Below are 12,075 nucleotides of genomic sequence, written 5' to 3'. Positions count from 1 at the left end.
GGGCCCGCTTAGGGCTTGGCCCCGTTCATGACGGTCTTTTGCCGGGTCTGCGAATTCAGGATCCACAGTGCCAGGGCAAAGCCGGTGATCCCCCCGGCCAGTTTGCCCAAAAGCAGGGGCAGGATGATCGTCGGCTGGAAATTCGCCGAGAACGCCAGATGGTCACCGAACATGAAGGCCCCGCAGACCGCGAATGAGATGACCAGCACCTTGTCGCGCGGCGGCATTTCCTTGATCAGCCGGAACATCGCCAGCACATTGGCCGAGGCTGCCAGCAGGCCCGCCGTTCCCGCCGATGACAGGCCAAGCCGTGCGCCAGCCCATTGCATGGGCTTTTGCAGGAAATGGTTCAGCATCCAGACCATCGGGAATGCGCCGCTTAGCATGATGCCGATATAGCCCGCGATTTCCAGCGCGCGGAACTGATCCTCGGCATCGGCGATGATCGGGGCAAAGCCCCAATGGCCGAACAGCCAGGTAAAGACGCCGGTGAAATACTCAACGATGGAAAACACCAGAACCATTGTGATTGCTGCATACATAAGCCGGCCAAAATCCAGAAACAGCCGGATCATCAAAGCTGGAAACAGCTTCAGCCCCGCCGCCAGTACCCCGCAAAAGACGATAAGCGGCGCAATATTGGCAAGGACCTGCCCGGTCCCCAACGCAAGCTGATAACTGGCCGGGCCGGTCGCCTCGATCTCGGGGCGGATGGCGACCTGCATCAGCTCCAGCGCAAGGCATGAGGTCAGCACCCCGACCGGGATCGACAAGAGCCCGCACATGATGCCGACGGCCATGTATTGGTGATCCTCTTTGTCGAGCATCGCCAGCCCGACCGGGATCGTGAAGATGATCGTTGCCCCGGCCATAAAGCCGGTGATCGAGGCCATGATCCAGCCCTCGGGTGATTGGGCAAGCGCCTTGGCCAGCTGATAGCCGCCCATGTCCACCGCGATAAGCGAGGTGGTAGCCATGGCCGGATCAGCGTTGACGGACTGAAAGACCGGTCCGATCACCACATCCACAAAGGCCGACAGATAGGGGATCGAGGCCATGATCCCCGCGACCGGAATAAAGATGTGGCCGATGGCGTGCAGCCCGGCGCTGAATTCCCGTCCAAGCGGGCTTTCGCTGTCGATGATCGAGGCGATTGCCCCGATCACGGCCGACGCCATGATGATGTAGATGACGAATGTCCCGATATGGGCCATGTTTCCTTTCCCCTCCCTTTGGGAATGGGCGGGTCTCCCCTCCCGCCTGTTCGTGCTGTCAGCGGAAAAGCTGGCTCAGATGGTCGTTGAGATAGATCCCCTGCGGGTCCAGCTTGCGGCGCAGTGCGCGAAACTCATTGGCGCGCGGATAGATTTCGGTCACGTCCTCGCCGGTCAGGAAATGCATTTTTCCCCAATGCGGCCGGGCGCCGTAATCGCGCAGGATGCGGTCCACCGCGCGCAGATAGTCCCAGTAGTCCTTTCCCGGCTCGCCCGAGACCGAGACGGTCACGCTGTCCTGCTGGTAAAACGGGCTCATCCATGCCTTGTCCCCGGCGGTAAAGCGGTATTCGACCGGATAGATCGCCTCGGGGAAGGATTCGAGCATCAGCCTGCGCACCGCCCGCATCGCATCCTTGCCGTGCTGACGCGGCACCGCATACTCCAGTTCGTGAAAATTCGCGATATATTCAATGGGATACACGTCAGAACTATAGGCGACCTTTTCAAACCCGGCCTCAAAGGGCTGATCATCCGAGATGTCCATAACCTTCATCTCGCAGACATCGGTGGTGCGACCGGTCTTTGAGGTCGCCGAGGTGTCGGGCAGGCAATAGCAATGCCGGCTTTCCTCATAGGGGCACCAGAAAAAGCTGAAATGACGATGCTTTTCGGCCAGCTCGTCATGCATATCCATCGCGGCTTCGAAATCTTCGCGCCAGATCCTTTCGCGCAGGTTGTAGCTGTCGCGAAGTTGCAGCGTCATTTCCGAAATAGCGCCCAGCACCCCCAGCGATACGCGTGAGGCAAGCAGCAGGTCGGGCGTACTTTCGTCAACCGTCAGGATCGAACCATCCGGTTGCACAAGTTTCATCCCGACGATTGCATCGGCAAGGACAGGCAGCCGCGCACCAGTGCCATGCGTACCGGTGGTCAGCGCCCCCGCCAGCGCCTGACTGTCGATATCACCCTGGTTGATCATCGACAGGCCCTCGGCCTTCAGCACCTTGACCAGCTCGTTGATCGTGGTGCCGGCGGCGGCGGTGACGCGGCGCTTGTCATGGTCGATATGTTTGACGCCCTTCATATTGGCCAGCGTCAGATGCAGACCGCTGGTCAGGGCGACGGGGGTAAAGCTATGGCCCGAACCCGCGACACGCACATTCATACCCTTGCCTGCAGCCTCGGCGATCAGGGCGCAAAGTTCATCCTCGCTTGTCGGGGCTGCGCGGGCCGCACGGACGCAGGATTGGTTGCCAACCCAGTTGCGCCAATGCGCATGGTCGAGCCCGAAATCGTTGACGGTCATTCCATGCGATGAGGTATGTGTCATCCTGTTGTTTCCCTGTCGTTTTTTGGTTCATATTGCGGTATAGGCATTGTCGGCAAAGATATGTGCGCCGTTCACAAAGCTTGAGTCGTCGCTCGCCAGGAACAGTGCCGCCTTGGCGACCTCATCAGGACGGCACAGCCGTCCCTGCGCCGCGGCAATCGCCTCTTCCGAGACATCGACGCCGTGTTGTTTCAGCAAGTCGATCTCGCGCAGGCCATGGGCGGTGGCGATAAAGCCCGGGCAGACGGCGTTCGAGCGGATGTTTCTGTCGCGGAACTCGACCGCAAGGGCGCGGGCAAACATGTGGCAGGCGCCCTTGCTGGTGCAATAGAGCACCTCCATCGGCGTGCCGACCACTGCCGAGATCGACGAGGTACAGATCACGCTGCCTCCGCCCGCTGCGATCATGCCGGGCAGCACCGCCTTGGTGACGAGGAACATGCTTTTCACGTTCACCGCCATGATGCGGTCCCATTCTTCTTCGCTGGTCTCAAGAAAGGGCAGGGCGGCCAGAATGCCGGCGTGATTCATCAGGACGGTAATCGCGCCGAAAGCGGCTTCGACCGTTTCAACCGCGCGCTGCACCTGCGCCGCGTCCGAGACATCGGCGGGCGCAAAGATCGCCTCATACCCCTGATCACGCAGCTGCTGTGCCACGGCCTCACCCTGACTTTGCGGCAGATCGACGATGCCGACCTTTGCGCCCTCGGCGGCGAAAAGCTCGGATGCGGCCAGCCCGCAGCCTCCGGCTCCTCCGGTGATCAGGGCAACCTTGCCTGTCAATCGTCGCGTCACATGATCCTCCTTGGCCGGGACTTGCCTGTCCGGCCTGTTTCTGCGTCAATAAAGCTTATGGGTCCGGCCTCCTCCTTGGCCGGATAGGGAGAGCCTAGGACGCCGGGGATGATTTTCCATATGGCGAAAGTTATACGCGCCGGGGCAGGCCGGTGATTGCAGAGCAATTTTCCGGTGCCGTTGCCGGCCTGATCGAAAAGGCGGGCGTTGCGGATTATGGCGCGGCGCTGGACCGGCTGGCCTCTTGCGCGGCCGGTTTCGACATGAGCTGCGCCTTTGCCTTTAGTACCGGCCATGCGCCGGTGGTCATCCATGACGGTTATTCCGAAACGGTGGACCGGCGCGCGCTGCGCAGCTATCTGCGCGGGGCCTATCTGCTGGACCCGTTCTATCAGGCCAGCGTTTCGGCCGGGGCCGAGGGGCTATGGCGCATGCGCGAGCTGGCCCCGGACCAGTTCTATGATTCCGATTTCGCCTGGTCGCGCGAGGTCCATCCCTGCATCTCGGATGAGGCGGGCACGCTGGTCGAGGAAATCGGCTTTGTCATCCCGCTGCCCGACGGTTTCGGCGCGACCTATTCGCTGATGCGCAATCGTGGAGGCCAGCCCTTTGACGCGGCAGAGTTTCAGCGGTTGCGCGCCATGCTACCCATCCTTGCCGCCAGTCTGCGCCAGCATTGGGCGCTGATCTCTGGCGGGGCGGGTGGCATGGCGGGCATGCCGGCGCGTCCGGTCGCCGAGCGGGTCTTTCATGAGGTTTTCGGAGATCAGCTGACGCCCGCGCAATATGCAGTGGCCAAGCTGATCCTGCGCGGCCACAGCAGCCTGTCGATTGCCGAAAACCTTGGCATCACCGAGGGCACGGTCAAGATTCACCGTTCAAACATCTATCGCCGGCTGGGGATCTCCAGTCAGGGCGAGCTGTTTCAGCGATTTATCAACCACCTTGCCGATTGAGCCTGCGTCCGTAAGCAGGGGCAGGGGACGGCCCGGGTGATCCGGACCGCCACGGCTGTTGTTCAGTCGATGATGGTCGCCTCGGTCGCTGCGCGAAGATCGGCCTCGCTGACGCCATCGGCCAGTTCGACCAGCTTCAGCCCGCCCGGCACCACGTCCAGCACACCGAGGTTGGTGATGATCCGGTCCACGACCCCTTTGCCGGTCAGGGGCAGGGTGCATTCGCGCAGCACCTTGGATTCACCGGCTTTGTTGGTGTGGTCCATCACGACGACCACGCGGCCGACCCCGGCGACGAGGTCCATCGCGCCGCCCATCCCCTTGACCAGCTTGCCGGGGATCATCCAGTTCGCCAGATCGCCGTTCTCGGCCACTTCCATCGCGCCAAGGATCGCCATGGCGATCTTGCCGCCACGGATCATCGCAAAGCTCTCGGCGCTGTCGAAATAGGCGGTTTGCGGCAGTTCGGTCACCGTCTGCTTGCCGGCGTTGATCAGATCGGGGTCCTCTTCGCCCTCATAGGGAAAGGGGCCGATCCCCAACATGCCGTTTTCCGATTGCAGCGTCACATGTACGCCTTCGGGAATAAAGTTCGCGACCAGCGTCGGAATGCCGATCCCAAGGTTCACATACCAGCCGTCCTGCAGCTCTTTTGCCGCGCGGGCAGCCATCTGGTTGCGGTCCCAGCCCTTGATTTCGCCGGCCATCACGCGGTCTCCTTCTTGCGAGTCGTGCGTTGCTCGATGCGTTTTTCGTGCTGGCCCTGAATCAGGCGGTGCACATAGATGCCGGGCAGGTGGATGTGGTCGGGGTCAAGGCTGCCGGTCGGCACGATTTCCTCGACCTCGCAGATGCAGATGCGGCCACATTTCGCCGCCGGCACGTTGAAGTTCCGCGCCGTCTTGCGAAAGATCACATTGCCCGACTCATCCGCTTTCCAGCCCTTGACGATGGCAAGGTCGGCGACGATTGCGCGTTCAAGGATATAGGTCTCGCCGTCGAATTCCTTATGCTCTTTGCCCTCGGCAACAACAGTGCCGACGCCAGTGCGGGTGTAGAAACCGGGAATGCCAGCGCCACCGGCGCGCATGCGCTCGGCCAAGGTGCCCTGCGGGTTGAACTCAAGCTCCAGCTCGCCGGAAAGATACTGGCGCATGAACTCGGCATTCTCGCCGACATAGGATGAGATCATCTTGCGAATCTGCCGCGAATCCAATAGCTTACCGAGGCCAAACCCGTCCACGCCGCAGTTGTTGCTGGCAATTGTCAGGTCCTTGGTCCCGGCCTGCAAGATCGCCTCGATAAGCAGTTCAGGGATGCCGCAAAGCCCGAAACCGCCGGCCGCGATGAACATTCCGTCCTGCAATAACCCGTCCAGCGCCGCCGCCGCGCTGGGGTAAATCTTGTTTGATCCTGTCATGAGTGCGCCTCGATCCGTTGATCCTCCCGACGGGCGCGGATGGTTTCCTCCCCGTCAAGAAGAACCTGTCGCATGGACGGTTAATGCTCTATCCGTAGGAATACGTATATCGATAGGTATCCGCCCATGCAGCAGAAACCCCGCTGGCAGCACCTGGCCCGCGATTACGACAGTCTGGGCTTTCAGAATGCACCCGATGCGACGCTGGTGCTGGCCGAGCGGGTGATCGTCCGGGCCAGCATGATGGTCGAAAAGGTCTTTGGCTGGCGCCCGCAAGAGCTTGAGGGGCAATCCATGCGCTGCCTCTATCCCGGTGAGACGGATTTTGAGCTAGTGGGCGAGCGGGCGCGGCGCGCGATGCAAGAGCAGCCGTTTTATCATGATGAGCGTTTCATGCGCCGCAAGGAGGGGCAGATCGTCTGGATGGAGGGTCGGGGCCGGACCCTTGATCAAAACGATCCGCACCGGCTGGCGATCTGGACATACCGGCCGCTGGACCCGTCTTTGGACTCGGCCCTTGGCGCGGCAAGTCTGCTGACTGCGACTGAAAAGCGCATCGCCGGTTATCTGGTCAACGGCTTTACCAGCAAAGAGATCGCCAAGTCGTTGAACTGTTCGCCGCGCACGGTCGAAGTGCATCGGGCAAACATGATCCGCAAGATGGGCGTGAGGAACAGTTTCGAACTGGTCCGCAGGTTGCTGGACAACGGCACAGGATAAAGTAAACTCAGTAATTTACACGGGGAATGTAACACAATTTCGAGTTTCAGGAATGGATTTAACTTACATAATCTTGGTTATCAGGTAATTGCTGCCGGCAGGCATCGCAACGTCTGCGCGCCCTTCCGCGGTTTGACGGCGCCCCATCTCTCTGATGCGGGTCGCGGCGACCTTGCGGCCCGCGCAGGCTTCCCCTACATCATGGAGAACAGTGAAAGGACCAGCCATGGCGATGGAAGCCCAGGATATCGAAGCCCTGATCCGCGCTGCATTTCCGCACGCCAAGATCACCATCACTGACCTAGCCGGAGACGGAAATCACTATGCCGCAGAAGTGATCGACGAAAGCTTCCGCGGCCAGAACCGCGTGCAACAGCAACGCGCCGTCTACGCTGCGCTGCGCGGCCATATGGATGGCCCGAACGGCGCGCTGCATGCGCTTGCCCTGACCACGAAAGCCCCTGATTGAGAAGCAACCGCAGGCGTCGCGGCTATGCGACGCTTCAGGAAGGACCAGCAGAATGACCGATGCGCGCCAGCAGATTCAAGAAACGATCGACGCAAATGACGTCGTCCTGTTCATGAAAGGAACCAAGGAGATGCCGCAATGCGGCTTCTCAAGCCGCGTCGCCGGGGTGTTGAATTATATGAACGTCCAGTATCGGGACGTGAACGTCCTTGCTGACGAAGGTATCCGTCAGGGTATCAAGGACTTTTCCGACTGGCCGACGATTCCCCAGCTTTACGTCAAGGGCGAGTTTGTCGGCGGCTGCGACATCGTCACCGAAATGACCCTGTCGGGTGAGCTGGATCAGCTCTTTGACAAGGCCGGCGTCGTTTATGACAAGGATGCCGCCAACCGTATCCGCGAGGCGAACGCCTGACCACGGGTTACCGGATCGCAAAAGGAAAAGACCCCGCACCCGCGGGGTCTTTTCCTTTTAAATCAGTATATTTTGGGCAAGATTTCAGGCGGTTCCTCGGGGGTCTTCGGGCCAGTCACCCTCTTCCTCCCATTCTTCGCCATTCTCTGCCTCGTCGCGATGGCGCCAGTCCTGCAGGCGCGAAGCCAGCGTCATGCCGACTGCAAAGGCGCCGATCAGTGGCACGATTGCCCCGATGCGCGATTGCGAGGCCTGCTTGGTCCGCTCGGCCGCCTGTTGCAGCATCTCGGCCGGCAGGCCAAGGCGGTCGGCGGCGGTCTCACCCGCCCTGCGTGCAGCGCCATACACCCGAGCCTCGGCCCTGTCGGCCAGCCGGTCGGCCTTATAGGAAAGATTGTCGGTAAAGGAATGGACGCGTTGCCCGGCCTGTTCCATCAGGCGGCCGACCTTGTCCGTCGCCCGGTCCATGGCCGCATCTGCCGCACCCGTCGCCTTGGCAACGGCTATATCGGCGGCCATCCTCAGCCGCTGTTCAACCTCGGCCTTCAGATCGTCGGCGGTGGGCAGCGGGTGGCGCTCCTTGCGGGCAATCAGCATCGCCACCAGCCCGATAAGGACAAAGGCGATCCCGAGGGTGAGCGAGGCGCCAAGCGCGCCCCAGCCCAGATGATATGCAAGCCAGGTCCACAAGGCCGCCAGCAGGAAGCCAGCGCCGATCAGCAGCGCGACCCCTGCCCCGGCGCTCAGACCGGCGCGGCGCAACTTGTCAGAGACGGCAAGTTGCAGGTTCCTGGTATAGTCAAACATCGGCTTCCTCAGCGGCGCGCAACGATCAGCCCCAGCAGGAAGCCGACACCGGCGGCGATCCCGAGAGCTTGCGCGGGATTGCGACGCACCATGCCCGAGAATTCGTCGTAATATTCCTCGGCATGAACGGCGACGTCCTGAGCGCGGCGCTGACCCTGACGATAAAGGCGGCGCGCCTCATCCCGTGCGCGTCCGGCATATTCGTGACCTTGCTCCCGTACGGCCTCGGCATATTCCGCGCCGCGGCGCCTGGCCGTCTCGACAAACTCTGCGCCCTTTTCGCGGGCAGTTTCATAAAGGTCCGCGCCATGCTCTTTTGCGCTTTCATAGGCTTCGCTCGCTTCGTCCGCGGCACGGCGGGCATGGCGGCCCACTTCGTCCGCAGCGTCGCGGGCCTGAGCTTTCAGTTCTTCGGCGGTAAGTTCACGTTTGGCCATGTCATCGTCCTTTCAAAGGGCTGCAACTGGTTTCGCAAAACCAACCGTTCAGCCCGGGAATTGTTCCCGGATCGCCTGCGACTTTTGGTCAGTCTGTCTCACAGCACCGCGTCAAAAGCCGGGATCAGCCGGGCCAGCGTTCCCTCGACATCCTTGAGTTTATCAAGTCCGAACAAACCGATACGAAAGCTGCGGAACCCCTCGCCTTCGTTCACCTGCAAGGGGACGCCCGCCGCAATCTGATAGCCCTCGGCAAGAAAGCGGCGGCCGCTTTGAACCTCGGGATCATCAGTATAGCAGACCACGACGCCGGGCGCGGCAAAGCCCTCACCCGCGACCGAGCGCAGGCCGCGCCGTGCAAGCTCAGCCCGTACGGCATCGCCAAGCTGCCACTGGGCCTCGCGCGCGGCTTCAAAGCCGAACGCGCGCGTCTCGTTCATCGCATCGCGCAGACCCAGCAGGGCGTCGGTCGGCAGCGTAGCATGATAGGCATGGCCGCCCTGTTCATAGGCCTGCATGATCGCGCGCCATTTCTTGAGATCCAGCGCAAAGCTGTCGCTGACCGTCGTCTCCAGCCGTTCGATTGCGCGAGGCGACAGCATCACCATCCCCGCCGAGGGCGAAGCCGACCAGCCCTTTTGCGGGGCCGAGATCAGCACATCGACCCCGGTCGCCTTCATATCGACCCAGATCGCGCCCGAGGCGATGCAGTCCAGTACCATGATCGCGCCGGCCTCATGGGCGGCCTGGGCCAGCGCCTTGATGTAATCGTCGGGCAGGATCATCCCTGCTGCGGTCTCGACATGGGGCGCAAAGACGGCATCGGGGCGGGCTTCGCGGATGCGGGCCACCACTTCTTCGATGGGTGCGGGTGCAAAGGGCGGTTGGGGCGTATTGCCTTGCGGCCGTGCCATCATCACCGTGGTCTGGCGGGCAAAGCCCCCTGCCTCCAAGATCTGGCTCCACCGATAGCTGAAAAAGCCGTTTCGCACGATCAGCGCATGGGCGTCGCGGCCAAACTGGCGGGCAACTGCCTCCATCGCGCAGGTGCCGCCGCCGGGAACCAGCGCCACGGCCTCGGCGCCATACACCTCGCGCAGCGTGGCAGAGATGTCGCGCATCACGCCCTGAAACTTCTGCGACATGTGGTTAAGCGAGCGGTCGGTAAAGACGACCGAGAATTCCTGCAACCCATCGGGGTCCACATCGGGGCGAAGTCCGGCCATGGCGGCGTCCTTTTCTGCTGATCCTTTGTGGCAAAGCCTAGCGCGGCGGCGGTCCGACAACCAGCCCTGCCAAGGGGGGATGCGACCATTGCGCCCCCTGCGCCCCGCAACGCGGTTCCGTGAGCCCCCTTGCCCGCCGCGCCGCGCCCGACTAGCTTTGGTCAGGACAATCGACAGGCCAATTATCATGCGTATCGGCATTCTCAAATGTGGCCAGTCCCCTCAGGAGCTTCGCGGCGACAAGGGCGACTATGACACCATGTTCGAGCGGCTCCTGGCTGGGCGGGGCTTTGAATTTACCAGCTATCACGTGGAAAACATGGAATTTCCTGACAGCGTTCATGCTGCGCAAGGCTGGCTTTTGACCGGCTCGCGCCATGGCGTCTATGAGGATCATCCCTTTATCCCCCCGCTCGAAGAGTTCATCCGCAAGGCTTACGGCGAACATGTGCCTATGGTCGGCATCTGCTTTGGCCACCAGATTATCGCGCAGGCGCTTGGCGGAAAGGTGGTAAAGCACCCCGAAGGCTGGGCAGTCGGCGCACAGGATTATGACTTTAACGGGCAAAAGGTCACGTTGAACGCCTGGCATCAGGATCAGGTGGTGCACCGGCCCGAAGGTGCCGAGGTGCTGGCCAGCAACCCGTTTTGCGAAAACGCCGCGCTTGTCTATGACGACCGCGCGTTGACCGTGCAGGCACATCCCGAGTTTGACGACAGCTTTGTCGAGGGGCTGATTGCGCATCGCGCCAAAGGCACGGTGCCCGAGCCGCTGCTGGAACAGGCCCGCGCCCGCATGGGCGGCACCCGGCAATCGGCCAGCATCGCCGACCGGATCGAGGCATTTTTCAAGGCACCACGCGCTTACCGCGAACAGGTCAGGCAGGGGGCCGCATGAAATCGCATTGGATCGAAGAAACACCTCAGGCGGCTCAGGACTATGTTGCCGGGCGGCGGCTTGATGAGGTGGAATGTATCGTCGCCGATATCGCCGGCGTGGCGCGGGGCAAGGCAATGCCTGCCTCGAAATTCGCTCATCAAGAGCGTTTCTACCTGCCGAACTCGATCTTTTTGCAGACGATTACCGGCGATTGGGCCGACAACCCTTCGGGCGCGTTTACCGAGCCGGACATGATCCTGACCCCGGATTTCTCGACCGCAACCGCAGCGCCATGGACGGCGGATGTGACCTTGCAGGTCATTCATGACGTCTCGGACCAGTCTGGCAACCCGGTACCGATCGCGCCGCGCAACGTGCTTAAGCGGGTGGTCGATCTTTACCGCCAAAAAGGCTGGAAACCGATCGTTGCGCCCGAGATGGAGTTTTTTCTGGTCGCGCGCAACATCGACCCGAACCAGCCGATCATGCCGCCCATGGGGCGCACAGGCCGCCGCGCCGCCGCCAAACAGGCCTATTCCATGTCGGCGGTGGACGAATACGGCAAGGTCATCGACGATATCTATGATTTTGCCGAGGCGCAGGGGTTCGAGATCGACGGCATCCTGCAGGAAGGCGGTGCCGGTCAGGTCGAGATCAATCTTAACCACGGCGATCCGGTGGTCCTCGCCGACCAGATCTTTTACTTCAAGCGCCTGATCCGCGAAGCGGCGCTGCGCCATGACTGTTTCGCGACCTTCATGGCCAAGCCCATCGAAGGTGAACCGGGCAGCGCCATGCACATTCACCATTCGGTGATCGCGACCAGTGACGGGTGCAATATCTTTTCGGACGAACAGGGACGCGAGACGCCGGCCTTTATGCATTTCATCGCTGGCATGCAAAAGCACCTGCCAGCGGCGATTGCGCTGCTGGCGCCCTATGTCAACAGTTATCGCCGCTATGTCCCTGATTTTGCTGCGCCAATTAACCTTGAATGGGGGCGCGACAACCGTACCACCGGCTTGCGGGTGCCGATCTCGAAACCCGAGGCACGGCGGGTCGAAAACCGGCTGGCAGGCATGGATTGCAACCCCTATCTTGGCCTCGCGGCCAGCCTTGCCTGCGGCTATCTGGGCCTGATCGAGGCCGAGAACCCGCGCGCAGAATGCTTGGGCGATGCCTATATGTCCGAAGATGAGCTGCCCTATAACCTTGGCGATGCGCTGGACCTGATGGAGGAAAGCGCCGCCATGCGCGAGGTGCTGGGGGCCGAATTCATAGCCGTTTATCAAGCCGTTAAACGCAATGAATACAAAGAGTTCCTGCAGGTCATCAGCCCATGGGAGCGTGAGCACCTGTTGCTGAACGTGTGATCCGGGGCCCGGCCCGCGCATCATCCGGGC

General features: G+C 61.5%; 14 protein-coding genes. 6 read left to right on the top strand and 8 right to left on the bottom strand.

Going from position 1 to position 12,075, the window contains the following annotated elements; all coding sequences use genetic code 11:
- Positions 1-8: 8 nt before the first annotated feature.
- From eutH to PARACOCCUSGL_RS0105375, 3 genes are read right to left on the bottom strand one after another with little or no spacing between them, the layout of a single operon-like run.
- Entirely contained in the window at positions 9-1,214 is a 1,206-nt protein-coding gene (gene eutH / locus PARACOCCUSGL_RS0105385) for an ethanolamine utilization protein EutH (RefSeq protein ID WP_010393931.1), read from the bottom strand.
- Positions 1,215-1,272: 58 nt separating this feature from the next.
- Complete coding sequence (locus tag PARACOCCUSGL_RS0105380) at positions 1,273-2,547, bottom strand: D-arabinono-1,4-lactone oxidase (protein ID WP_050804161.1); 1,275 nt, start codon at positions 2,545-2,547, stop codon at positions 1,273-1,275.
- Positions 2,548-2,574: 27 nt separating this feature from the next.
- Positions 2,575-3,342 carry an SDR family NAD(P)-dependent oxidoreductase gene (locus PARACOCCUSGL_RS0105375; RefSeq protein ID WP_010393925.1) on the bottom strand — a complete coding sequence of 256 codons (768 nt, stop codon included), beginning with the start codon at positions 3,340-3,342 and terminating at the stop codon, positions 2,575-2,577.
- A 152-nt stretch (positions 3,343-3,494) separates the two neighbouring features.
- On the opposite strand from PARACOCCUSGL_RS0105375, the gene PARACOCCUSGL_RS0105370 reads away from it, so the two are divergent.
- Entirely contained in the window at positions 3,495-4,298 is an 804-nt protein-coding gene (locus tag PARACOCCUSGL_RS0105370) for a helix-turn-helix transcriptional regulator (RefSeq protein ID WP_010393923.1), read from the top strand.
- Between the two features lie 62 nt (positions 4,299-4,360).
- On the opposite strand, the gene PARACOCCUSGL_RS0105365 is transcribed toward PARACOCCUSGL_RS0105370, so the two are convergent.
- Positions 4,361-5,005 (bottom strand): CoA transferase subunit B, encoded by a 645-nt coding sequence (locus tag PARACOCCUSGL_RS0105365; protein WP_010393922.1) that lies wholly within the window; start codon positions 5,003-5,005, stop codon positions 4,361-4,363.
- A complete protein-coding gene (locus PARACOCCUSGL_RS0105360; protein ID WP_010393920.1) occupies positions 5,005-5,718 on the bottom strand; it encodes a CoA transferase subunit A in 714 nt (237 codons plus the stop codon). The genes PARACOCCUSGL_RS0105365 and PARACOCCUSGL_RS0105360 overlap by 1 nt, the downstream gene beginning before the upstream one ends.
- Before the next feature lie 126 nt (positions 5,719-5,844).
- Between PARACOCCUSGL_RS0105360 and PARACOCCUSGL_RS0105355 the strand changes: the two genes are divergently transcribed.
- The 3 genes from PARACOCCUSGL_RS0105355 (at position 5,845) to grxD (ending at position 7,322) form a co-directional block, all read left to right on the top strand.
- The gene (locus PARACOCCUSGL_RS0105355; protein WP_010393917.1) at positions 5,845-6,438 is read left to right on the top strand and encodes a LuxR C-terminal-related transcriptional regulator; all 594 of its coding nucleotides are present in this window, start codon (positions 5,845-5,847) and stop codon (positions 6,436-6,438) included.
- Between the two features lie 226 nt (positions 6,439-6,664).
- Positions 6,665-6,907 (top strand): BolA/IbaG family iron-sulfur metabolism protein, encoded by a 243-nt coding sequence (locus PARACOCCUSGL_RS0105345; RefSeq protein ID WP_010393912.1) that lies wholly within the window; start codon positions 6,665-6,667, stop codon positions 6,905-6,907.
- Positions 6,908-6,959: 52 nt separating this feature from the next.
- A complete protein-coding gene (grxD, locus tag PARACOCCUSGL_RS0105340) occupies positions 6,960-7,322 on the top strand; it encodes a Grx4 family monothiol glutaredoxin (RefSeq protein ID WP_010393910.1) in 363 nt (120 codons plus the stop codon).
- An 84-nt stretch (positions 7,323-7,406) separates the two neighbouring features.
- Here the strand turns inward: grxD and PARACOCCUSGL_RS0105335 are convergent, their stop codons facing one another.
- The 3 genes from PARACOCCUSGL_RS0105335 to PARACOCCUSGL_RS0105325 form a co-directional block, all read right to left on the bottom strand.
- A complete protein-coding gene (locus PARACOCCUSGL_RS0105335; protein ID WP_010393908.1) occupies positions 7,407-8,129 on the bottom strand; it encodes a phage holin family protein in 723 nt (240 codons plus the stop codon).
- Positions 8,130-8,137: 8 nt separating this feature from the next.
- The gene (locus PARACOCCUSGL_RS0105330; RefSeq protein WP_010393906.1) at positions 8,138-8,566 is read right to left on the bottom strand and encodes a YqjD family protein; all 429 of its coding nucleotides are present in this window, start codon (positions 8,564-8,566) and stop codon (positions 8,138-8,140) included.
- A gap of 98 nt (positions 8,567-8,664) precedes the next feature.
- Positions 8,665-9,792, bottom strand: coding sequence for an aminotransferase class V-fold PLP-dependent enzyme (locus PARACOCCUSGL_RS0105325; RefSeq protein WP_010393905.1), 1,128 nt, complete (start codon positions 9,790-9,792; stop codon positions 8,665-8,667).
- Positions 9,793-9,979: 187 nt separating this feature from the next.
- Here PARACOCCUSGL_RS0105325 and PARACOCCUSGL_RS0105320 point away from each other — a divergent pair, with 187 nt between their 5' ends.
- Positions 9,980-10,690 carry a type 1 glutamine amidotransferase gene (locus PARACOCCUSGL_RS0105320; RefSeq protein ID WP_010393902.1) on the top strand — a complete coding sequence of 237 codons (711 nt, stop codon included), beginning with the start codon at positions 9,980-9,982 and terminating at the stop codon, positions 10,688-10,690.
- Positions 10,687-12,045, top strand: coding sequence for a glutamine synthetase family protein (locus PARACOCCUSGL_RS0105315; protein ID WP_010393899.1), 1,359 nt, complete (start codon positions 10,687-10,689; stop codon positions 12,043-12,045). Before PARACOCCUSGL_RS0105320 ends, PARACOCCUSGL_RS0105315 begins: the two co-directional genes overlap by 4 nt.
- The last annotated feature ends 30 nt before the right edge of the window (positions 12,046-12,075 follow it).

The sequence above is a fragment of the Paracoccus sp. TRP genome (genome assembly GCF_000185925.1).
Taxonomy (GTDB): domain Bacteria; phylum Pseudomonadota; class Alphaproteobacteria; order Rhodobacterales; family Rhodobacteraceae; genus Paracoccus; species Paracoccus kondratievae.
The sequence above is the reverse complement of the archived record's forward strand: the minus strand, read 5'-3'. Positions and strand labels throughout refer to the sequence as shown.